24 protein-coding genes and 1 tRNA gene are annotated in these 22,280 nt (G+C 39.1%); 10 read left to right on the top strand and 15 right to left on the bottom strand.

The window, feature by feature from the left end:
* Nucleotides 1-4 precede the first annotated feature (4 nt).
* Nucleotides 5-265 (top strand): hypothetical protein, encoded by a 261-nt coding sequence (locus tag OA34_RS12160; RefSeq protein ID WP_039675737.1) that lies wholly within the window; start codon nucleotides 5-7, stop codon nucleotides 263-265.
* 106 nt (nucleotides 266-371) lie between these two features.
* Here OA34_RS12160 and OA34_RS12155 read toward each other — a convergent pair whose 3' ends face one another.
* Nucleotides 372-671 (bottom strand): hypothetical protein, encoded by a 300-nt coding sequence (locus OA34_RS12155; RefSeq protein WP_039675736.1) that lies wholly within the window; start codon nucleotides 669-671, stop codon nucleotides 372-374.
* Nucleotides 672-1,295: 624 nt separating this feature from the next.
* On the opposite strand from OA34_RS12155, the gene OA34_RS12150 reads away from it, so the two are divergent.
* Nucleotides 1,296-2,342 carry a cache domain-containing protein gene (locus tag OA34_RS12150; RefSeq protein ID WP_286683034.1) on the top strand — a complete coding sequence of 349 codons (1,047 nt, stop codon included), beginning with the start codon at nucleotides 1,296-1,298 and terminating at the stop codon, nucleotides 2,340-2,342.
* 133 nt (nucleotides 2,343-2,475) lie between these two features.
* Here OA34_RS12150 and OA34_RS12145 read toward each other — a convergent pair whose 3' ends face one another.
* On the bottom strand, nucleotides 2,476-3,243 hold the full coding sequence (locus OA34_RS12145; RefSeq protein ID WP_039675734.1) for a Rossmann-fold NAD(P)-binding domain-containing protein: 768 nt from the start codon (nucleotides 3,241-3,243) through the stop codon (nucleotides 2,476-2,478).
* Between the two features lie 411 nt (nucleotides 3,244-3,654).
* Nucleotides 3,655-4,020, bottom strand: coding sequence for a hypothetical protein (locus tag OA34_RS12140; protein ID WP_286683033.1), 366 nt, complete (start codon nucleotides 4,018-4,020; stop codon nucleotides 3,655-3,657).
* A 119-nt stretch (nucleotides 4,021-4,139) separates the two neighbouring features.
* Here OA34_RS12140 and OA34_RS12135 point away from each other — a divergent pair, with 119 nt between their 5' ends.
* Nucleotides 4,140-4,763: a tetratricopeptide repeat protein gene (locus tag OA34_RS12135; protein WP_286683032.1), complete on the top strand. Its 624-nt coding sequence runs from the start codon at nucleotides 4,140-4,142 to the stop codon at nucleotides 4,761-4,763.
* 80 nt (nucleotides 4,764-4,843) lie between these two features.
* Here OA34_RS12135 and OA34_RS12130 read toward each other — a convergent pair whose 3' ends face one another.
* Genes OA34_RS12130 through OA34_RS12120 form a run of 3 tightly spaced genes read right to left on the bottom strand, consistent with a single transcriptional unit; the run spans nucleotide 4,844 to nucleotide 7,477 of the window.
* Nucleotides 4,844-6,079 carry an FtsK/SpoIIIE domain-containing protein gene (locus OA34_RS12130; RefSeq protein WP_039675730.1) on the bottom strand — a complete coding sequence of 412 codons (1,236 nt, stop codon included), beginning with the start codon at nucleotides 6,077-6,079 and terminating at the stop codon, nucleotides 4,844-4,846.
* Nucleotides 6,076-6,312, bottom strand: coding sequence for a hypothetical protein (locus OA34_RS12125; RefSeq protein ID WP_286683031.1), 237 nt, complete (start codon nucleotides 6,310-6,312; stop codon nucleotides 6,076-6,078). The genes OA34_RS12130 and OA34_RS12125 overlap by 4 nt, the downstream gene beginning before the upstream one ends.
* Nucleotides 6,313-6,361: 49 nt before the next feature.
* A complete protein-coding gene (locus tag OA34_RS12120) occupies nucleotides 6,362-7,477 on the bottom strand; it encodes a replication endonuclease (RefSeq protein WP_039675726.1) in 1,116 nt (371 codons plus the stop codon).
* A gap of 199 nt (nucleotides 7,478-7,676) precedes the next feature.
* Here OA34_RS12120 and OA34_RS12115 point away from each other — a divergent pair, with 199 nt between their 5' ends.
* Both OA34_RS12115 and OA34_RS12110 read left to right on the top strand, forming a co-directional pair.
* On the top strand, nucleotides 7,677-8,288 hold the full coding sequence (locus tag OA34_RS12115) for a hypothetical protein (protein WP_039675724.1): 612 nt from the start codon (nucleotides 7,677-7,679) through the stop codon (nucleotides 8,286-8,288).
* A gap of 3 nt (nucleotides 8,289-8,291) precedes the next feature.
* Nucleotides 8,292-8,864 carry a hypothetical protein gene (locus OA34_RS12110; RefSeq protein ID WP_039675722.1) on the top strand — a complete coding sequence of 191 codons (573 nt, stop codon included), beginning with the start codon at nucleotides 8,292-8,294 and terminating at the stop codon, nucleotides 8,862-8,864.
* Nucleotides 8,865-8,907: 43 nt separating this feature from the next.
* Here OA34_RS12110 and OA34_RS12105 read toward each other — a convergent pair whose 3' ends face one another.
* The 3 genes from OA34_RS12105 to OA34_RS12095 form a co-directional block, all read right to left on the bottom strand.
* Nucleotides 8,908-9,651 carry a tetratricopeptide repeat protein gene (locus OA34_RS12105; protein ID WP_039675720.1) on the bottom strand — a complete coding sequence of 248 codons (744 nt, stop codon included), beginning with the start codon at nucleotides 9,649-9,651 and terminating at the stop codon, nucleotides 8,908-8,910.
* A gap of 65 nt (nucleotides 9,652-9,716) precedes the next feature.
* Complete coding sequence (locus OA34_RS12100) at nucleotides 9,717-11,507, bottom strand: site-specific integrase (protein ID WP_039675718.1); 1,791 nt, start codon at nucleotides 11,505-11,507, stop codon at nucleotides 9,717-9,719.
* Nucleotides 11,508-11,637: 130 nt separating this feature from the next.
* Nucleotides 11,638-11,714, bottom strand: a tRNA-Met gene (locus tag OA34_RS12095).
* Between the two features lie 210 nt (nucleotides 11,715-11,924).
* Between OA34_RS12095 and groES the strand changes: the two genes are divergently transcribed.
* The 3 genes from groES to OA34_RS12080 all read left to right on the top strand — a co-directional run bounded on the left by groES (nucleotide 11,925) and on the right by OA34_RS12080 (nucleotide 14,704).
* The gene (groES, locus tag OA34_RS12090) at nucleotides 11,925-12,191 is read left to right on the top strand and encodes a co-chaperone GroES (RefSeq protein ID WP_039675716.1); all 267 of its coding nucleotides are present in this window, start codon (nucleotides 11,925-11,927) and stop codon (nucleotides 12,189-12,191) included.
* A gap of 41 nt (nucleotides 12,192-12,232) precedes the next feature.
* Nucleotides 12,233-13,864 (top strand): chaperonin GroEL, encoded by a 1,632-nt coding sequence (gene groL / locus OA34_RS12085; RefSeq protein ID WP_039675714.1) that lies wholly within the window; start codon nucleotides 12,233-12,235, stop codon nucleotides 13,862-13,864.
* A gap of 63 nt (nucleotides 13,865-13,927) precedes the next feature.
* Nucleotides 13,928-14,704, top strand: coding sequence for a hypothetical protein (locus OA34_RS12080; RefSeq protein WP_039675713.1), 777 nt, complete (start codon nucleotides 13,928-13,930; stop codon nucleotides 14,702-14,704).
* On the opposite strand, the gene OA34_RS12075 is transcribed toward OA34_RS12080, so the two are convergent.
* The 5 genes from OA34_RS12075 to OA34_RS12055 form a co-directional block, all read right to left on the bottom strand.
* Nucleotides 14,701-15,531, bottom strand: coding sequence for a YitT family protein (locus OA34_RS12075; RefSeq protein ID WP_286683030.1), 831 nt, complete (start codon nucleotides 15,529-15,531; stop codon nucleotides 14,701-14,703). The two genes, OA34_RS12080 and OA34_RS12075, sit on opposite strands and share 4 nt — an antisense overlap.
* A gap of 30 nt (nucleotides 15,532-15,561) precedes the next feature.
* Nucleotides 15,562-15,939 carry a DUF1850 domain-containing protein gene (locus OA34_RS12070; RefSeq protein WP_039675709.1) on the bottom strand — a complete coding sequence of 126 codons (378 nt, stop codon included), beginning with the start codon at nucleotides 15,937-15,939 and terminating at the stop codon, nucleotides 15,562-15,564.
* Nucleotides 15,936-18,005, bottom strand: a complete 2,070-nt coding sequence (locus OA34_RS12065) for a TRAP transporter permease (RefSeq protein ID WP_286683029.1) — start codon at nucleotides 18,003-18,005, stop codon at nucleotides 15,936-15,938. Before OA34_RS12065 ends, OA34_RS12070 begins: the two co-directional genes overlap by 4 nt.
* A gap of 63 nt (nucleotides 18,006-18,068) precedes the next feature.
* On the bottom strand, nucleotides 18,069-19,007 hold the full coding sequence (locus OA34_RS12060; RefSeq protein ID WP_039675707.1) for a TAXI family TRAP transporter solute-binding subunit: 939 nt from the start codon (nucleotides 19,005-19,007) through the stop codon (nucleotides 18,069-18,071).
* A 144-nt stretch (nucleotides 19,008-19,151) separates the two neighbouring features.
* Complete coding sequence (locus OA34_RS12055; protein WP_039675705.1) at nucleotides 19,152-19,748, bottom strand: lactate utilization protein; 597 nt, start codon at nucleotides 19,746-19,748, stop codon at nucleotides 19,152-19,154.
* A gap of 92 nt (nucleotides 19,749-19,840) precedes the next feature.
* On the opposite strand from OA34_RS12055, the gene OA34_RS12050 reads away from it, so the two are divergent.
* On the top strand, nucleotides 19,841-20,551 hold the full coding sequence (locus tag OA34_RS12050; RefSeq protein WP_039675703.1) for a YebC/PmpR family DNA-binding transcriptional regulator: 711 nt from the start codon (nucleotides 19,841-19,843) through the stop codon (nucleotides 20,549-20,551).
* A gap of 12 nt (nucleotides 20,552-20,563) precedes the next feature.
* Here OA34_RS12050 and OA34_RS12045 read toward each other — a convergent pair whose 3' ends face one another.
* Nucleotides 20,564-20,800 carry a helix-turn-helix domain-containing protein gene (locus OA34_RS12045; protein ID WP_039675702.1) on the bottom strand — a complete coding sequence of 79 codons (237 nt, stop codon included), beginning with the start codon at nucleotides 20,798-20,800 and terminating at the stop codon, nucleotides 20,564-20,566.
* 255 nt (nucleotides 20,801-21,055) lie between these two features.
* On the opposite strand from OA34_RS12045, the gene OA34_RS12040 reads away from it, so the two are divergent.
* A partial coding sequence (locus tag OA34_RS12040; RefSeq protein WP_039675701.1) for a methyl-accepting chemotaxis protein occupies nucleotides 21,056-22,280 on the top strand: 1,225 nt, incomplete at its 3' end.

Here is a 22,280-nt window from a genome sequence, read left to right as displayed (position 1 = left end):
CGTTATGGCAGAAAAAAAATCCATCGATTCTATCCTCGGAAAAGCCAAAACAACGTCCACGTCAACCTTTGCCGAAAGCGAACGCAAAAAAGGCGGACGCCCCAAAAAACCGCCGAGCGAACACGCCAAGGAAAATCGCTACGCCGTCTATTTTAGCCCGAGCGAACTCGCCATCGTCCAATCGGCGGCAGATAGCTACGGTATGAGTGTCGGGAAATTTATCAAAATGGCGGCGATGAGAATGGGGAAGTCTGAAAAACAATAACCGTAAAAAAACGGTTTTATAACACTATTAAACCGTTTTTTATCGTATAAAAATCCGCCTTAGCGTTACATGTCAAGTCGCGCCTCTTGACTTTTGAAACCTCTTTTTACTCGCAAATCTCGTAACGAATGGGGATTTTTCCTCTAGCGTCTACACCAAAATCAATAGGCTTGATCAGCCCTCGACGTTCCAGTGCTTTGACCGTTTGAGCGTCAATCTCCCACTCCAGTTTAACCGTCCCATCGGGCGTAGACTTCGTTTTGACGTTAGGATACGCCCAACGCCCCATACTGCTAATCTTTTTCGTGACGGGATCATACCAAGGGTATTTTTTATACTCGATAATGCGATACTCTTTTAAAGCATTGAATTTTTCTTGCATTAATGCGGACAATGCACTCACCATCTTAGCGTTTTCCTTCAAAGCGGATTTCAAAGATCGTCAAGACCCTTGTCTATCCTTCCTCAATTTGGCATCTTCGCCCTTCTTAATGTCTGACATGTACATGGGATAAACCAACGATTGTGTTAGAAGGACGCGTGTCGGCAAATATTTTTTAAGACTATCATAAATAATCTTTAGAGATCGTAAACATTGAAGCTACGCGTGCATCAAAGTGCATCATAGAACGTCTTTTGTGTGAAGACACCCGACTCAAAACAGGTCGATTTTCAGGAAGTTTTACAAAGATGTTCGCAGAAGGCTAACACCCTCGTCTCCTTGAATACTCGATCATTTACGCATTGCGGTCTTTTGTGTTTTCTTACATGTAAAGCTTTTGGATTCCTTTGTAACCAATTTGTTCCACTTCATTGCCCCTCTTTATTTCAGTTCGCGAACCTAACGCACACGCCACCAGTTGATTCTTTACATGTAAAGGTTTTTAGTTTGAAAAAGATTGACATGTAAAGAAAGTTAAAAGTTTAAACCTGACCCCTTAGTTTTACACAAGTTTAGCCTATGATTATGGCACTATAGTGACACTAAATATTTTAAAAGGTACAATAATACAAAAAATTAGGTTTGTATATGACAAATAAAAATTTTAAATTCATGTTTTTTACATATTTTGTAATTTTTGGTATTTTGGTTGCATTTTTTGGTTCTTTTGTTGGTTATAACATGAATCTTATTGATATCAAAAAAAATATTGATAAAGCTTCACAAGAAGTTGGATTAATAAAAAAATTTGATTATTTAAAACCAGATATAGAAAAATTTGATGAAATAGTTAAAGCATTGTCTACTAATACCTCATTGGAAGAGTATATTACATCGCCTGATAAGCAAAAAAGAAATAATTTAACTAATGTTTTTTATGCAATTTCTATGTCAAATAATTTTATTATGCAAGCTCGATTTATTAGTGAAGAAGGAAAAGAAATAATTCGAGTTGATAGAAAAAATAAATATGACAAGCCTTTTATAGTTGAAGAATCAAGTTTACAAGATAAAAGTCAAAGAGATTATTTTCAAATTGTAAGTCATATGAAAGAAGCAAAAATATGGCACTCCCGTATTGATCTTAATATTGAAAATGGGAAAATAGAAGTTCCTTATAAACCAACATTTAGAGTAGCTCAACCTATTATAAAAGATAATAAATTTGTTGGCATGGTTATTGTTAATTTACTTGCATCTGAAATGATTAGTGGCTTAAAAAAATCAACAAGTTTTGATCATTTTATTATTGATAAAGATGGTTATTTTATTACACATCCAAATGATGAATATTCATGGTCACGGTATACAAATTCTAGTATTAGATTGTATGATGAATTCCCATTAGAAGCAGAAAAGATACTTGCAGGGGAAAATAAAGGTGAGACTTTTTATAGTTTTCAGTTAAATGATATATTAGATAATGAAGATAAAGCTATATTGATTTTAAAACCAAAAATTGCCTATCAGAGTACATTATTTTCATCTAATATCAAAACGAGTATTTTAATAATTTTACTTAGTATTTTAGTTAGTATCCCTTTAGTAGGAAAAGGGGTCGGAGCAAAACTTTTAACTTTTAGAGCTTTTCTGACTCTTTTCTCTTGTGATTTACCCTCTTTACCTCTTGGTTGATGCCTTACATGTCAGGCTTATTTTAGCAAACACTCCTTTGTTTTTTGCCCACTTTTTTCCGTTTGGAGTCCATCTGATTTCTTACATGTAAGAAAGTTACCCTCTTAGCTCTAGCCTCTGGCGTTTTACGATATTAATGAAAAAACTCCATTGGATTTTTCCACAGGTATGCAAAGCCGAGGTCTTCAAGCTTTCTGCCGTCGATTATACGTTGTGTGGAAGCTACGTTGTCGCTAAAAGAAGGAGGTACGAACCGACATTGCTCACACTGATAGACGTAAAGTTCCTCTTTGGTAGGATGCATGGGCGCGCAGAGATTAAAAATACCTTGAAGATCATGCTCCATCGCAAAGATCACCGCCCGAATCACATCGATTCGATGAACATGATTGACGCGACTTTTTCCGTCCGTCACAAGCGTGTTCGAAACACATTTGCTAGCAATGCGACCGCCGCCCATTAATCCGGCGCATCGGAAGATAACATGTACTTTTTTCTGAAGATGCTTTTCTGCTTCATAATATACGGGATTTGATGCTGAAGTTATTTCACTCTTTTCATCATAAATACCGGAAGCTTTGGGGTAAAGAGAAGTCGAACTCACGAAAAATATTTTTTCAACGCTTAAAAAGGAAGGATGTTCTGAGAGTTTGGTCAGAAATGGGAGAAAATCATTAAATTTGGATGGCGGATAGTTGATAAAAAGATACTCACACGACAGTAATGCATCAAGGTTTTCATACCTATTTTCCGTTAAAACGTAAGACTCAAAACCTAAGTCCCTATGCCTATGCTTGGCTTCTTCATTTCGAGCAGCAAGCTTGATACTATAGCGATCTTTAAGTGTTTGAGCAAGTTCCAAGCCCAACCAACCTGCGCCTAAAATAGAGAGAGTTTTCATAGGTTATGACCTTGAAGGCTCTTTCTACGCAAAAGAGCCTTACGTGATAAAAACAGATCAAATAATGGGGTATACCCAGTATAGGGAAAATTGGTAAACCGTTGATAAATAAACGCTACAAACCATACTTTGCTTTTAGAGGAAAGAATAGAAAGAAGGAGCGACTGCTAGGAATTTTTGAGCCTAAATTGCGTCACATTATTTTCACGGCGAAAGTATCAAAAACGTGATTTGAACTACCATAATAAGGGATCTTAAGAATATTTAGAAGTGGTGTCAAGAGAGAGACTTACTATTTTTTTGCCATAAAAGCCCTAAAATACGATATTTCAGGCATTTCAAAATCTTATTTTAATCTTAAAGTTGTCAATCCTACGCTTAATTTTGACTGATTGTATTATACTGTAAATTTCATAATGAACTATTATTTTCAGCTTGTGTCACATTACTATCTGCAATTTCTTGCTTCACGTCAGAAACCTGAACTTTTAGCGTATCTATAATCACTGGATTATTTTCGTCAAAAGGCTCTTCGGGAAAAAGAGGTTTAGCTGATTTTCGTTTTTCTTCTGCTTCTTTTTCTTCTTGTGTTTCTGATAATGCTCCAATGCCATATATAATTCCACCTGTAGCTACAGTTACTACTGTAGAAATAGGCTCGCCACTATTATTGGCAACTGCTAGATTCCCACCAAATTGCTTCATATCTTTTGAACTACATGCAGAAAAAAGAATAAGAACAAAAAAGCTCATAATAAAACTGCTCAAATTTTTCATATAAAGCCACCAAATAATAATTTTATGAAATATTATATATTAATTTTTAGCTCATTTCATTATGTATGAAGTTGTTTTTTATTAATATTTTTCTAATTTTTATGCAATAAGGGGCGTATATGAAGAATTTGTTAGGGATTTTTTTACTTTTAGTATCAGTTCATTTATGGGCTGGTGATTTAGAAGCTGCCAGAGAGGCAATGAAAAGACAAGATACTGTCACTGCGTTTTCTTTGTTTCAAAAGGCTACAGAAACTGGGAATCCAGAAGCCCAATCGGCTCTTGCTACTATGTATAGATATGGTATTGGTACTACAAAGGATTACACACAAGCTCTTTCTTGGTATAAAAAAGCTGCCGCACAAGGTCACACAGGCGCACAATTTCAGATTGGTTACATGTATCAATCTGGAGAGGGTGTTCAACAAGATTATACACAAGCATTATCTTGGTATAAAAAAGCGGCTAAAGCTGGAGATAAATCGTCTCAGTATGTGCTTGGGGTTATGTATTATGAAGGACAAGGCGTTAAGCAAGATTATGCACAATCTTTTTCTTGGTATAAAAAAGCTGCCGATCAAGGAGATAGGACTGCGCAACATGATCTTGGAGTTATGTATTTTAAAGGGCATGGAGTAATGCAAAATACCACTTTAGCAAAAGAACTCTTTGGTAAATCCTGTGATAATGGCTTTCAAGAAGGCTGTAAAAAATATGCTATTCTCAATCGTCAAGGATATTAAATTATAGCTGACACTTTACATAAAATAAGTCAAGGGAAGTGAGCCACCGACCTTTTGGGTCGGTTGGCTTCACTTCAAATTCATTCTATCGTAACCTCAAAATACCGTATCATTAAATTTTGTGTTTTCTCTGATATATAGGGCACTTGTATTAAGTGCTTTTCACTCGTGATACCGTCTTTAACGATTGCCCTACCTTTATTAAAATCTGCAACTTTCGTTTTTGTAATGAGCTGTATATCTTCTTGTGTGCCTATCGTATTATTGACATTAAAATCACTATCCGTTTTCATAAGCACTTTGGATTGTATATTCGTAAGCACATTCGTTGGTATGTTGGTACTATCAATCTTTTGAGCAAATAGAAGTAAAATAATTTTGGCAGCTCTTCCTTTTTGAAAAAGCTCAATCATATTGGCAAAGATTGAATCTTTGAGTTTTTTATCGTGGTGCGTGCCAACCGTACCCACCTCGTCAAATATCACATAGATAGGCTTTCCGCTATAGACAAGCTCATTATGTTTTTTCATGTGCTGAAAACGTTCATTCATAAGCTCTTTAAGCCTTTGAAACAGCGTATCGACTGCTTCAACACTATCTACAAAAGATACATTGGCGATATATTGATAACGTGAGAGTTCAGGAGCTTTCAAATCTATCATAACGATATGATCTATCATGCTTTCATTGTGGAGCAGTGATAAGATAAGTAAATTCATAAAGTTAGACTTTCCACTTCCTGATTCACCCACTGTTATCATGTGGGTTTGATTTTCAAGAGCTACGAGATATTTACCCTCTTTATAGTATCCATAGAAGATTTTGCCATGCTCTAACGACATTAAAGGGTTATTACACTCTATAAAAAGAGGCAATCTATAAAAGTGTAGTTTGACTTCTTTGGATTTGTGAGGCTTGATATCCACTTCGATTGGTTTATCATGGATTCCCAAGAAATGCACTATTTCATTCAAACGATTGAGTTGATACTCTTCGCATTTAATGGCATTACGATTATAAAAATAAGCGATACTATGCTTTTTATCATAGTGCATAAACTGATCTAAATAGATTTTGCCCTCTTTGGCTTCGCTAGTGGGGCGTGTAATGAGTTTTAGCGAATATGGCATAGTGATAAAATCCCAGTATTTGACATAGTAGAAAATACGTTCAGCCAGTAGAGCAATTAAAATAATGCAGGCATACAATTTGAGATTTTCTACATGAAAAACGTGTTCAACTGCAATGTAAGTGATCAGGAGCAACCAGCCCCTAATCATTATGTCTAAAATAAAGAGCCTGATACCTTCTATCATGCTCTTTTAACCTCAGTTTTTTTCATAGCTTCACTTTGCGTAAAGTATAAATTGCCATTAGCTGAAACAACACTTACAGGAATTGAAACAAATTCACCCTTTTGAAGTAAAGCAATATCAGAATCTATGGTTATTTTAACTTTGATAACTTCCATACCTTTTGCTTCGCTTTCCATTAAGAATTGTGCGTATGTTGTTTTTTTACCTTCGTAAACTTTTTCGACTGTTGCCATGATTTTTCCGTTAATTGTAATTTGTGTTGACATTGTTATATTTCCTTTTTTAATGTGTTTGAATTTTTACTAGATTGGCTTTTTTGTAAAGCAACTTTCTCTTGTGTTTTATGCTTAAATCTGTTATACGATAAAAAATTTTTCCATCGGGTGCGCGTATTCTGTTGGATTTTATCTCTATTGTAAAGAGTGCTTTTTGGCTTCCTTGCGTGCTTTTAACGGTTTTTGTTATTTTAGATTCTATATGCGTAACATACTTTTTAATGTAGGTATTGTTTTGCAAATAGAGGTAATAGGGAATGCCTAACTCTTTAATTATCGAATCAATCTTAGATTTAATTTCAGGGGTTAGCGAGTAATAAATCTTTTTATAGAGAAACTGTGTTAGTCCTATATCACTGCTTGTAATCACTCTAATTTTATAAGTACGTTTCCAACCGTCCATAGCTCTAATACAAAAATAGTCTTGTCCGTCTTGTAGGTTTTTTGTGACATACTTCAATAAATAGCGAGAAGCATAATTAATGTTTTCTCTAAATTTTGGCTCTTCAAAGTCAGACTGATTTAATTCATACAATGCAACGACACGTTTATAGGTTGCTTTTACAGCGTCAAGGTGCTCACATGGGAAAAACACTAAATAATGCACATGTGGTATGGTTGTGCTATGTGGCTCGTAAACTTTCACGTAAAAGAACTCGTCACCAACATAGTTTTTAACACGCTTGTAAAATGTTCTAATCAGTTCATTTAAAAAACTATAGCCCTTAGTGATAGCCTCAGTAATCGTATCAAACTCAAAACGCTCATTCAATGAAACGTAGAGCCTTTTATCGCCTCTTTGTATGGATTGAAAGGGGTGAAAGCGTGAAGGAAGTGTAAAAGTCATAAAGACGCTGATATACTCCAACTCTTTGGCAATGTGTTCGATTGAGGAGACTTTTTGCTCAATCAGTTTGGTGTATTTTTTATACTCTAGCTCAAAGTCATAATCAAGTTTAAAGAGTTCACCCGTGCTTATATTGCATAGATCAATGCGTGATAGATACTCTTTTTGTTTTTGCTCTTTGGAGAGGCTTACAGCAAAGTAATCTTTTAGATTGTGTTGTAGCTCTTGGTAGAGTTCTGTGTTTTGTAATTTCTTTGTTGCATAGATTGACTTCATAATTTCTCCTTTTGGTTTTCAAAACCTAAAAGGAGTTTCGTTAAAATTTTTCTCTACAACGTTATAGGGTGCTCAAATGAAAAAAAATGCGATCTTGGAAAAAAAGTGCTAAAAAATGCAAATAATTTTAAATTTGTGTAATTTGTATGAAGAATAAAGCATAAGTTATTATAATTTTAGGATTCAAAAAGGAGTGGGCATGAATATAAAGCGTATTTTTGGAGTAACCGTTTTAATGGCACTGAGTTTATGTGCGACAGAAGTTAAAGTGGACGGAAGCTATAGCAAGCTACTTGGCAATCCGTTTAAAGCAAAACTAGAGACAAAGACACAAGATATATCTATCGTTCAGGGGGAATCGAAGCTAATCCCTTTAAATGTTGAAACCAATCGTAATGATTTTAGTTTTAGAAAACCCGAACTGAGTGTTTTAAATACTGCATGTAATAACGTCTTAAAATCATTTGTAGCGGAAGATTACAATGTGGTATCCAATGCTTCAAAAAAAGTATCGTGTGAGATTCTTCCAAGTACCGTCGTAAAAATTGATTATGTTATGAAAGAAGACCACTCATTTGCAAATCAAATCTCTGATATTGTGGTTCATTTAGTCATTCGAGTCAATGATAATGGCAAAACCTATGAGGATACTATTGATATGAACAAAGACCTTAATTTAAAAGGTGCTATGCAATATGAATTATCAATCAGAAGTGAAATGAATATAGAAAGTTTAGACTTAGAAGAAAATGTTAAAAAAATCTTTGAAAATGCTATTTATTCAATTTTAGCAAAAAATAAAAAAGGATAAAAAATGTCAAAAAGTATCAGTATTTTTATTACGCTTTTTATCACTATAATATTGACTGGCTGTGGAACAAAAGGTTTATATCATGAAGAGTACATTTCAAAAGACATTAAACCTAATCTAAATAAAGTTACAAATACAGAAGTTTGCCTAGCTTCATATAATAATGAATTTATTACGAGAAGAATGTCTCACCCTTTACCAGATAATGAGATTACTCTAAAAGCAGGAGAAATTAATTATAAAATCTTGAATGAATATACAAAACAATATTTTAATCAAACAAGTTCTTCATGCAATAATACCTCTCTTAAAATAGATTCACATATTAAAGATTTTAAATATGATTTTAATTTCTTTGGAAAAGGAACAGTATTTATTACATTGAATATCAAAGTAAGCAAAGGCGAAAAACTCATTTTGGATAAAAACTATTTCATAGAAAAAGACAATAAAATTATTACAAATTTTTTCTCTATTACACAAAAAAGTACAGACAATATTATAGAACTCTATCATAGAAGTTTATTAAATTTTTATGAAACTGACTTTAAAAAAGACTTATTAGAAGTATTATAATTTAAGGTATTCTCCTCTTTTTTAAGAGGAGAATACTAACAATCTATTGGCAACTTGCAGGGCTTTGACGACACAAACTTGCCAAATTCTCTTTAGCAGTAGAGTTCCCTTTTTTTGCAGCTTGTGCCCAATACACGTATGCTTTTTTCCAATCTTTCGGAACAATGGCTCCTTGATAATAATCAAATCCTAATTCTAATTGGGCATTAATCGACCCTAAAGAAGCTGCTTTTTCAAGATACATAATACCTTTTTTAATATCTTTTTTAACATTTTCTTTGCCTGTTGTATAGATTATACCCAAATCACTTAATGCACTTTCGTCTTTATCATTTGCCTGGATTGCAAGCTCATAATAGTATAAACCTTTTTTAGTATCTTTTGGAATACCATAACCATGAAATAAAATCATTCCTAATAAGGTATATCCATTTTTTGATCCTAAATCGGTACCTTTTTTAACTAAACTATACGCTTTTTCATAATTCTTTGCTGTTCCTAATCCCGCATAATACAATACAGCAAGAGTAATATGAGCTTCAACATGCCCTTGAGCAATCGCTTTTTCATACCAAGGAATAGCTAAATCATATCTATTCATAGTTTCTAGTAAACAAGCAAACGTAAATTGACCTTCTTTGTCACCTTCTTGCGCTGACTGTTCTATTAGTTGCACACCTGTTTGGTAGTCCCCTGATCTAAGAGCACTCATACCTTTTTCATAAACTTCTCCAGCATATAATTGTTGGAAAAGTAACATTAAAAATAAGCATAATGAAATCTTCACACAAATCTCCTCTTTATAAAATGATTTTATTTTACGGTAATAAACATAAAAATAATAATATTTTTTTAAAACTTCACAACTCTATTAAACTGTAACGCTAGTTGGGTTAATTGTTTTCGTATATCTTTTATATCAAGTTTTTGGACTTCTGTATTTAGCCTTTGTAACTTTGATTTTGTGTAGCGTGGTGTTTCATTCTTCGTAAGCTTATGTCCTAATAGCCTAGAGATCATAGTCTCTTCAACTTCACCGTCTGCTAATCTCGAAGCAAATGTATGTCTAAAACTATGAAACGATACTAAATCTTCACTAATACGTCTTTCAGAAACAAACTGTTTGCGAAGTTTGCTAAAATCCATAATGTAATAATGTGAATATTTGTTTTTACCATTCATAGGCAATGGATCAAGATTAAAAAGTTTTTCATTCTCTTTTTTTGTAGCTATAAACTCTAAAAACTTCAACTCTTGAATTAAAAAATTATGTATCGGTACTTTACGAATACTTGACGTTGTTTTGACATTGTGATTGATATTGAAATAATAGATTTTATCTTCAAAGCCAATATCTCTTTTTTCGAGCTGTGCAATTTCTTCTACTCTCATACCAGAGAATAAAGAGATCATTGGGATATAAAATTGCTCTATTTTCTCTTTAAAAAACCCGTTGTCGATCATCATATCAAACATTTTTATCAGTTCTTCTGCATTAAATTGCTCACGCTCTTTGGCTCGTTTAGCAATATTTTTATATTGTTTAATACTATATGACACATTATTATCAAGAATATTGTGATCTAAATAGCCATTTTTTGTACAGAACTTTAAAAAATCATTTGCAAATCTTAGCTTTTGGTCAAGCGTAGTGATAGATTGCATTTCTAATACATACCCTTTTGAATCTATTTCGTTATTTTGAAAATCTTCAGCAATAGCTACAAAATTGCCTTCATATTCCAAAAAGATTTTCTTTTTAAGTGCAATACCCAAAGGAGTGAAAAGAAGCGCTTTAAAAAAAATATCATAATCTTCTTTTTCATAATCTATCATATATTTTTCTTCAGAAGATTGTAAAAGTGTCAAAAGAGAGGATTGAATTTTATCTTTTTCATTTTTTCTATGTTGGTTTTCTTGTAAAAACTTTTCATAGAGTTCAAATTTGGTTTTTGAACGATATTTTTCCTTTTCTGCATAGGAGAGTTCGTTTGCAAACTCTTGCGGATTAAGAGAAGAAAATTGCGTATTAATTTGGGAAATAATCGTTTTAGTGAGGTGCTGTTCTTTATCTTTTTCTAAATGGTAGTCTAAATCAAAGTATTCTTTAGCTCGTTTATAATCTTCCTTTAAAATTGAAGCTTCATACTTGATAAGCAACTGCATAAACGCTTCTTTATACTGATTATCCAATTGTTGATAATAGTGTTTTAAAGGCAGTGTTGATCTTTTAAGAATTTGGCGCACAAGTTCATGTGATTGTCGCTCAGTTTTTACCCCAATGATATGTTCTTGTAACTCTTCAACCCAATGTTCTATAGCTTCAGGTGAAGAGCCGTCACTTCCATTGTGTACAAAATGCTTATGGCGTGATTTTTCAAGTTCTGAATATTCTTTAAGAGCTTCCAATTTATAGGCTTCAAGCACTTCTTTAATCTCTTCTATTTTATCCATTACTTCTTCTTTTGTTAAGTTTTTTAAGTATAAAAAATATTGGTTTGATTTTAGCAAAAATGAGGTTACAATCTTTGAAGCAATTTTATAATTTTTGGTATTGAGGGAAAAAATAAATTGTTGATTCGTATTAGGAATTTTACGAAAGAACTTATAGTAACCGCTTGTATTTTTTACAACATATTGCATAACTTTCTCCAAGTTGTCAAAAAGTTGTCAAAAAAAAGCTATGAAGTTGTCATTTTGTTAAAATGAATATCTTTAAGAAAAGAATAAGTTAAAAGAAGTGCCTATTTTAGGGGATTTTAAAGTAAAATAGTGGTGTCAAGAGAGAGACTTGAACTCTCGACCTCCGGCTTATGAGACCAGCGCTCTAACCAGCTGAGCTACCTTGACACCTAATAAAGAGACGCAATTATATAGCTTAGAAACTTATATTTCGGTTAATTTTAAATAGAAAACGACCGTTCAAAAAAAACTAAAAAACATTGAGTATATAAGACTAAAGTTTTAGGGTTTTTTGCTTGACATTTTACGTTGTTTTGTGTAAAATTCTGTCACTCTAAATAAAAGAGTGCTAAAATTTCAGTCAAAAGGACGAAAAACATGACTTTCAAACCACTTGGAAAACGCGTACTTCTCGAAAGAGTCGAAGAAGCTACGACTACAGCGACAGGTATTATCATTCCTGACAATGCCAAAGAAAAACCTCTCAGCGGTATTGTTAGAGCAGTCAGTCCGAAAATTGAAGAAAAAGGACTTGTTTCGGTCGGCGATAAAGTCGTCTTCGGAAAATATGCCGGAACGGAATTAACGCTTGATGCTAAGACCTATTTAGTGATGAATATCGACGATATTCTCGGCGTACTCTAATTTATTAATCTACCACACGAATATATTATAAGGAAACACGAATGGCAAAAGAGATTCAATTTGCAGACAGCGCAAGAAATGCCCTTTACGAAGGCGTTAAAAAATTAAACGATGCGGTAAAAGTAACGATGGGACCACGCGGTCGCAACGTCTTGATTCAAAAAAGTTTCGGTGCTCCAAGTATCACCAAAGACGGCGTATCCGTTGCAAAAGAGATTGAGCTTAAAGAGACCGTTGAAAATATGGGTGCGCAACTCGTGAAAGAAGTCGCGTCTAAAACAGCCGATCAAGCGGGTGACGGTACAACAACGGCAACCGTTTTAGCACACGCTATTTTCAAAGAAGGTCTTAGAAACATCACAGCAGGCGCAAACCCTGTTGAAGTCAAACGCGGTATGGACAAAGCGGCTGAAGCGATCATCGCTGAACTTAAAACGATGGCAAAAGCGGTTAAAGACAAAAAAGAGATCGCGCAAGTTGCGACAATTTCTGCTAACTCTGACACGGTTATCGGCGGATTGATCGCTGAAGCGATGGAAAAAGTGGGCAAAGACGGCGTTATCACCGTTGAAGAAGCCAAAGGTATCCAAGATGAGTTAGACGTTGTTGAGGGTATGCAGTTCGATCGTGGTTACCTCTCTCCATACTTTGTAACCAATCCAGAGAAAATGCAAACAGTATTAGAGCATCCGTTCATTTTACTTTTTGACAAAAAAATCTCCAACCTCAAAGACCTTCTTCCGGTTCTTGAGCAAGTTCAAAAAACCGGTAAACCGCTTCTTATCATTGCCGAAGACATCGATGGCGAAGCGTTGGCAACCCTTGTTGTGAACAAACTCAGAGGCGTTTTAAACATCGCGGCTGTAAAAGCTCCGGGCTTTGGCGATCGAAGAAAAGCAATGCTTGAAGACATCGCGATCATCAGCGGCGGCGAAGTCGTGAGCGAAGAACTCGGTCGTACGTTAGAGAGCGCAACGCTTGCAGACCTCGGTCAAGCCGCTCGCATCGTTATCGACAAAGACAATACGACTATCGTCAACGGTAACGGCGAAAAAGCACGTATCGACGGACGTGTTGCACAAATCAAAGCACAAATCGCAGAAACCAGCAGCGACTACGACAGAGAAAAACTTCAAGAAAGACTTGCCAAACTTAGCGGCGGCGTTGCGGTCATTAAAGTAGGTGCGGCAACCGAAACCGAAATGAAAGAGAAAAAAGATCGCGTGGACGATGCACTTTCCGCAACCAAAGCGGCGGTCGAAGAAGGTATCGTTGTCGGCGGCGGTTCCGCTTTCATCCTTGCCAATGCCAAAGTTTCGCTTTCTCTCAGCGGTGACGAAGCAATCGGTGCCGAGATCGTAACACGAGCACTCAAAGCTCCGCTTCAACAAATTGCCGAAAACGCAGGCTTTGATGCGGGCGTCGTTGCACACAACGTTTTAACAAGCACCAAAGCCAATTACGGCTTTAACGCGGCAAGCGGCGAATACGTCGATATGTTTGAAGCCGGTATCGTCGATCCGGTTAAAGTATCGAGAATCGCCCTTCAAAATGCCGTTTCCGTAGCAAGCCTTCTTTTAACCACGGAAGCTACGATTACCAACATTAAAGAAGAAAAAGCTCCCGCAATGCCGGATATGAGCGGTATGGGAGGCATGGGCGGAATGATGTAATGCATTCTGCCTATGCTTAACATGTAAAGCCGCTTCGGCGGCTTTGCTTTTCATTTTGATTTCATGAAACGTTTACTTCTTTTTCTTTTACCCTGCACTTTATTTGCGCTTGAAGCTTTAGTCGATGCTCTTTTAGACGGCAATTTGACCCATAAAATCACCGCCAATTATTATGAAAACGATGAAGAGGAGATTCCTTTTTCAAGTTCTCGAAGCCAAAAAGTCTTTTTTCATTATCAAACTGCGCCGCGAGACGGCATCAAACTCGAAATGGCGACGCAATCCTTTGCACAAAAAACCTACGATAACAGTAACGACAATACGATTTACTATACCGAAGCACGCTATCAAAACGCGACGGATTTTTTGCATTACAAATTGAGCGCGAACTACTATGCCGACACGTACCGCCAAAGTTTGGCCGAAAAAAGCGTCGAAACGACCAATGCATTCGGTATGAAAGCGCAAGTCAATTTAGACGCATTGAGCAGTTACGTTGCCTATTCGCAAGTGATGAACGGTATGCGAAGCGCTTCAAGCGATCTTGAGGGCAAAGACCACCTTTTGCCGACCTCTTCGGTCTTAAGCTCGAACAATTACATGCCCAATACCGAAGCGTATGCTTTCGACGTCAATTACGCGTTGCGAAGTAACGTCGTTTTGGGCTCGCGTTACGTTTTGACGACGCACGAGCAAACAACGCTCTCTTACACGGGTGTTTATACCGATTTTAAACTCAATGAACTCTCAAAAGGACTTAATTTAGGCATTTTATACGATAAAACGGGTATAGATAAACAAAACAATCAGATGAGCATCCAGATCAAAAAATCGTTTTAGTGCCCGCGACCCAAGAGTTCCGAAGCCTCCATAACAACCATAAACGCTTCTTTATCGATGGTTTGAATCAGCTCTTTCAAGCGTGGAATACGCGCATTTTCGACGACCAAAAAGATCATACGCTTGGATTCGTTTTTAAAAATACCCTCCCCGTGGACGATCGTACCGTTTTTGCCCAGATGTTCGACGATCGCTTCGCACAGTGCTTCTATTTTCGTCGAAACGATATGCACGACTTTTTTTGAAGGTCCGCGCGTTAAAAACATATCGACGCTCTTAGCGGTAATATAAATACTCACCAAACTCCACAACGCCAAATCGATATTTTTAGCGATAAAGGCGATAGAGACGATAATGCACATATCGATGATGAGCATCACCGTCGAGGCTTTGAGCGTTGTTTTTGCCGCAACGATTTTTGCAAGAATGGTCGAGCCGCCCGCAGACGCGTGACCGCTAAAGATCAAACCCAATCCTATACCGACGGCGATTCCGCCGAAAATCGCCGCTAAAATGACGTCGCGACTCAAGGCTTGAAAACCAAAAGCCGCCATCGTATCGATGCACAAAGAGGTAAATCCGATCGCGACGATGCTACGAAGCGTAAAATGTTTTCCGAAATATTTTGTTCCCAAAAGCAATAAAGGTGCGTTAATCGCGACCATTAAAACGCCGACGGGGAAGTTAAAAAGATAGTGACCTAAAAGTGCCATACCTGAAGTTCCGCCCGTTACCAACGCATTGGGAATAAACAAAGAGACGACGCCGTACGCCAAAAAGAGCGAGCCTAAAACAATATAGCCGTAATTTTTAAGTTCCGATTTCAAAGCAATACCTCACATAAAAAGTGCGGTATTTTAGCGTTCGCACGCTTCAAGTACCATAGTGTCCAACGTCAGCAGTTCGGGCATCAGCGCATCGAGTGCATAACATTCGCCCCCAAAGCAGAGTTCGTAACCTTGCGTAAAGGGCGAATGCGCTAAACGCAAGGTCTGTAAAGGCGGGGTATGCGGCGTATACTGCCAAGTTCCGTTTATCAAATGCGCATCAGGCGGCGGTTCCATTCCCGCACCGCTTCCGCGTACGCTTGCGAGAACGACATGTAAGGCATTATCGTGGATCGTCCATTGTTCTTCCCAACGGATTTTCTCGACCGAATGCATCCACGCAAGGGTAAAGCTATTGACGTATAACGTAATCGAAGCAACTCCCGCGCTAATACACAAAGCCGTCATTGCGCTTTATAACGTCTCCAAAGATTCCAAACGACAAAAAGCGTTCCCAAAGTAAACCCTATTTCATCCGTGATCGGCAATGCCGCAACCAATAAAACAGCGATACCGGCGGCACAGACACGTTCGATGACCTTTAGGGGCGTCCACAAATAACCAATTGCCGCACATCCCCATAAGAAAATCGCTAAAAGTGCCTTCATAACAATATAAACGACCGCCGTCCATGTCGGATCGCCTTGCAACATCAACGAAGGATCATAGACTGCCATAAACGGAACGACAAAACCGGCAATGGCGATTTGCGTCGCTTTAAAGCCGATCTTCATCGCCGAGGCTTTGGCAATCGACGCGGCGGCAAATGCCGCCAGCGCAACAGGCGGCGTTAAATCCGCCATAATACCGAAATAAAAAACAAACATGTGACTGACGATCAACGGTACGCCGAGTTTTAACAGTGCCGGTGCGGCAATGGAACTGGTAATAATGTAATTGGGAATCGTCGGAATACCCATTCCCAAAATTAAACACGCCACCATCGTTAACAAGAGCGACAGGAAAAGGCTCGTTTGACCGACTTCTAGGATAAATCCCGCAAAGTTAGACGCCGCTCCGGTGAGCGTCAATACGCCGATAATCACGCCGACGATCGCACATGCGATGCCTACGCCTAAGGCTTGCTTGGCTCCGTCTATTAACGCTTTTTTCATTGTTAAAAGCGTCTCTTTCCCGCCTTGCACGAAAAAGTTAAACACCACAAGAATGCCAATTACGCCTAAAACCGGCACGATGCCCCATTCGATAAACGAAGCCGCACCCAGCCCTAGCGAAAACCAAAAAACGTAGCGAAGTGCCTTTTGGGAAATACGCACCGCAATTGCCGCACCCAAAATCAATACCGCCGTCAACGTTAAGCCCATCATACCCGCGAACATCGGCGTAAAACCGTGAAACAACATGTACACCAACGCCGCCAAAGGAAGTGCCAAATGCCAACTCGCTTTGAGCTCTTTCCACGGATTAGGACACTGATCGGCGGGAATGCCTAAGAGTTTGAGTCTACCCGCTTCCAAGTGTACCATCCAAAACGCCGTGACGTAGTACAACATCGCAGGAATAATCGCCGCCATCACGATGTCCGCATACGGAACGTTGAGCGTCTCCGCCATAATGAACGCCACCGCACCCATAACCGGAGGCATAATCTGACCGCCCATTGAAGCGGTTGCTTCCACCGCACCCGCGAAAACAGAGCTGTAACCGAAACGTTTCATCAATGGTATCGTAAACTGTCCGACGGTTAAAACGTTGGCGACTCCCGAACCCGAGATCGTCCCCATAAGACCCGAAGAGATAACCGCGACTTTTGCGGGACCGCCTTGCGCACGCCCGACGAGTCCAAGCGCTAAAGCGTTAAAAAGGCGAATCATCCCCGCATGTTCCAAAAACGTTCCGAATAAAATAAACAAAAAGATATACGTCGCGGAGACTAAGGTCGGCGTTCCCAAAATACCGTCGCTTCCCAAATAAAGCTGCCCTACGATTTGGTCAAATCCAAAACCGCGATGCGCAATCGAGAGCGGCAAGTATTGCCCCAAAAAGCCGTACGCCAGAAAAGCGGCACACACAAAAGTCAACGCCCAACCGACTACGCGACGCGCGGCTTCAAAGACCAAAACGGACGCCAACGTTGCTACAATTAGATCCGCATTCGTCGGATCGCCGGAACGCTCGATCAAATCGGCTTCGAAAATCAGGTGGTAAAACCCGACGCCAAATCCGAGTAAAGAGAGCAAAACATCGTACCAAGGGATACTTTGCTCGCTTCGTCCTTTGGCGTTCATCGGATAAAGCATAAAAATTAAAAACATCAAAAAGCTGACATGTAAGGCGCGAATCACTAAACTTGAAAAGGGGTGAAACGCCGCAACGCTAATCTGATACGCCGAAAACGCCAGCGCCCCGAACACGACCGCAGACGCCGCCCAACCGACGAGTCGACGTTGGTGTCCGTGCTCTTCGAAGTCGGATTCTTCCTCACGGTTCTCTTCATGCATCAAAACAGACATTCTCTTTTCCTTATCGTAAATCAAATTAAGAAGGCTCATCAAAGAGCCTTCGATCATCACTTCTTAGAGAAGCCCTTTTTCTTTATAATACTTCAATGCGCCCGGATGAATCGGAGCCGGAGGATTTTTGGCGGCATTTTCCAGCGAAATGCCTTTGGCGGCGGCATGTGCGGCAACCATTTGATCCAAGTTTTCAAACATCGTTTTCGTCATCGTGTAGACCGTTTTTTCGGAAACGCCCGAATGCGTTACCAAAAAGTTTTGAACGGAAATCGTGCTAACGTCGCTGGTTTGCCCCTCATACGTGTTGGCTGGAATAATACCGACTTGGTATGCCGGATCGTTGATTTTTTGGACAATTTCGGCGGGAATCGTCAGGAAAACGACCTTTTGAGAGGTTGCCAAATCGCGCAGCGCCGCGACACCCGCACCTGAGGAGAGAAGCGTTACGTCAAGTTGGCGGTTTTTCATCAGTTCGACCGACTCGGCATACGAAAGATATTCGACTTTTGAGAAATCTTCGTATTTAATGCCCGCCGCTTCTAAAATCTTTTTAGAGTTGAGTGCCGTTCCCGATTTAGGCGCGCCGACGGAGATACGCTTGCCTTTAATATCCGCAAACGATTTGATTCCCGAATCCGCGGCGGCTACAAAGTGAATGTAATTAGGATACAACGCCGACACGGTGCGTAGTTTGTCCAAAGGTGCTTTAAATCCGGCATCCGCATCGCCTTTATACGCGTCCGAAAACGAATCCCCCAAAGAGATCGCCACTTCGCCGCGTCCGGCTTGCAATAAATTGAGATTTTCCACGCTTGCTTTGGTCGCTTGAACCGCCGTTTTGGAATCGGGAATCGCTTTAGCGTACATCTGCGAAAGCGCAACGCCCAAAGGATAATAAATACCGCTGGTTCCACCGGTTAACACATTAATAAACTCTGCCGCGGAAAGTGCCGTAGCAAGGCAAACCGCCGCACTCGTCGCTAAAAGCGTTTTTTTCATCAAGGACTCCTTAGAATAAATGTCGTAGACGTTGACGATACTTCGTACGTCTTTAACTTTAATCAAAAAATCCTTGGAGAATCTAAAAACCTTACGCCTTTGCCGCTTTACATGTAAAATGTTTCCGTGCGAAGCATTTTACGGCTAGTAGCCAAGCGACTCTTCGACGAGAATAATCGTCGTTCGCCCCTCTTCGTCCCCACTGATATAAGTAAATTTTTTGCCGATGTTGCTCATCGAGTAGCGCGGTTCTTTGCCCAAACTAATCGCTATCGCGTTCATGCGTTCGATGTTTTTAGGGCTAGCGACGTCGCGAATACGTTTAAAGCCCTCTTCGATGTTTTCGACGAGTTTATTGATACCGGCGATAATCAACACCTTTTTAGGGCCGAAAATCTGCGCAGCGACACGATTTCCGCTACCGTCTGCATTGACCAAGATACCGTCTTTGGTAAGTGCGTTCGTGCCGCAAAGGTATAGGTCGGAGAGTAAACCTTGACGACGGCGGTTGACGTTTTCTTCCATACTAATGCCCGCTTCGTATTGATTAAAAAGCGTCAGGTCTTTACGAGAAGTAACATAATCGTACAATCCGATCTCTTTGACGCTTTGCGAACCGCCAAATCCAATACGCATGTGCGGTTGGATAAAGCTCATCGACGCATGCAACGCCGCTTCTTTGTTGGGAACGAAGACCAACTCGAACCCGTGTTTTTGATAGATTTTTTTTAACGTTTCCATAAAAGCTTCCTTGTTTTTATCAAATCATACTCTTATTTTTAAAAAGGTATAATTAGAAAATTGACACTTTATCAAAGAAGGAATATACCCCTATGGGAAGAGCGTTTGAGTACCGAAAAGCCGCAAAATTAAAGCGATGGGGCAATATGTCCCGTATATTTCCGCGTCTGGGTCGTATGATTATGATTGCCGCAAAAGAAGGCGGCGGCGATCCGGATATGAACCCCAAACTCAGAGCCGCGATCTTAAATGCGAAAGCGGAGAATATGCCCAAAGACAATATCGACGCCGCGATTAAACGCGCACTCGGTAAAGATGCGCAAAGCTTGTCGGAAACGACGTACGAGGGTAAAGGACCTCACGGGTCGCTTTTTTTCGTCGAATGTGCAACCGACAATAATACGCGTACCGTCGCTAACATTAAAAGCGCGTTTAAAAAAGCGGGCGGGGAGATGCTCAACAACGGTTCACTGGAATTTATGTTTTCGCGAAAAGCCGTTTTTGAATTTGCCAAAACCGCGACAATGGATTTGGAAGAACTCGAATTAGAACTCATCGATGCGGGTTTGGAAGAGATCGAAGAAGAAGACGGCGTCGTGCTCGTCTATGCGGACTATACGAATTTCGGAAGCTTAAATGCCGCATTTGAGCGTTTGGGTATCGCACTGACCAAAGCGACTTTAGAGCGTATCGCCAACACGCCGATCAATCCTAGCGAGGAGCAAATGCCCGACATCGAAAAAATCATCGAGCGTATCGAAGAAGACGACGACGTTCAAGCCGTCTATACCAATCTGGGCTAATTTTCGAGGGATTTAAAGACCCTCGAAAAACTCGCAAATATCAACATCCAACACTTTATCAATTTTACAAAGATGCTCAATGTTAAATTTTTTATTTTGAATTCCACATTCTGCCTTTGCATAAAATGCGGCGGAAGTATGTCCAATCGCTAAAGCCATTTCGAGCTGGCTTTTACCTTTCTTTTCGCGCAATTTTCTAATATTGCTACGAATCCTTTCATGCGCGTATTCTATATCGTTCTTGGACATGATTTTATCATCTTTCACAACATTGCTACATGTCAAAGATAAAATTTACGTAAGTTTACTTTGATAGCTCCTTTACCGCAATGTCCTATAGGGCATTGCGTTATTTTCCTTTTCGTCTTACACTGTCACAGTTTTATTTTCTTAATATTTTTCATATTCGTGTGAACATATTGAATCCTTTATAGTATAAGAATTTTATCGTCATTTTTTAAGCGTATATTGTAACAAAGATCAATCGTAAAAGGAGTTTGCCTTATGAGTATCGGAAAACAGTTGATAACAATGCTCGGCATTGCTATTTTTGGAATTATCGCCGTCTTTAGCATCGGAATGACAAAGATGGAACAGGTGTACGAAAAGACCAATACATGTAACGTGAACTCCTTACCGAGCGTTTTATTAATGGGAGATATGTCGCAAGATTTTAACGCTATGCGTATTACGATATGGGAGCATATATCGTCGCACGATAAAAGCGAATTAAAAGCGTTAGAAACCAAATTTAAAGAGTACCAAACTTCTTTTGACCTTAACTATAAAAAATACAGTGTTTTACTCTCCGACGATAAAGATCGCGAATTTTACAAAAAAGAACAGGAGCTTTTGTTCTCGTTTCTTGCAATGACGGATAAAGTCTTTAAACTCTCCGATGAGGATAAAAATGATGAAGCCAAAGCGATCGTTTATGCTAATCGTGCATCGACGGCGCAATTGGCTAAACTCTTTGAAGAACATATGACCTATAACCAACACCTCGCCGAAAGTGATGCAAAGATGGCGGTAGAAGCTAAGAATAGCGCCTCGTCGATGATGATAGGACTTTCCCTAATCGTAGCCCTGAGCGTGATTGTCTTAGGCGTGATGATCCGAAATAACGTCATGCAAGGAGTGCATCTGATACGTGATAGTATCAGCGGATTCGTTCAAAAAAAAGAGTTGAAGTTTCGTATCCATTACGGTAAGAAGAATGAGATTCAAGAGATCGTCAATAGCTTTAATACGCTGGTGGATACCTTAGAGCATATTATCGAAGACGTTAAACGCTCTTCCAGCGAAAACGCTTCGGTTTCGCATGAACTCTCCACCACCAGTATGCAAATCGGCAGAAATGCCGAAAACAGTACCGTGATCGTCAACAATACGATTGAAGAGATCGTATCGATTAAAAAATTTGTTCAAGAAACGGCGATTCTCTCCGAATCGATGAAACAAAGTATCGCCCTTGCAGGCAATAAACTCGAAGCCGCCAAAAATGAAGTAATTCAACTGAAAAATGAAGTCGAACTTGCCAGTGAAGCCGAAAGTGCGCTTGCCGGACAATTGGAGCAGATGAGTAAAGATGCCGAACAGGTCAAAGAGATCTTAACCGTCATCTCCGATATTGCCGATCAAACCAATTTGCTTGCACTCAATGCCGCCATTGAAGCCGCTCGTGCGGGAGAACACGGAAGAGGCTTTGCGGTGGTTGCCGATGAAGTAC

This window comes from Sulfurospirillum sp. MES, from assembly GCF_000789415.1.
In the GTDB taxonomy this organism is placed as follows: domain Bacteria; phylum Campylobacterota; class Campylobacteria; order Campylobacterales; family Sulfurospirillaceae; genus Sulfurospirillum; species Sulfurospirillum cavolei.
Note: the sequence above shows the minus strand (reverse complement) of the source record. Positions and strands in the feature narration are given on the sequence as shown.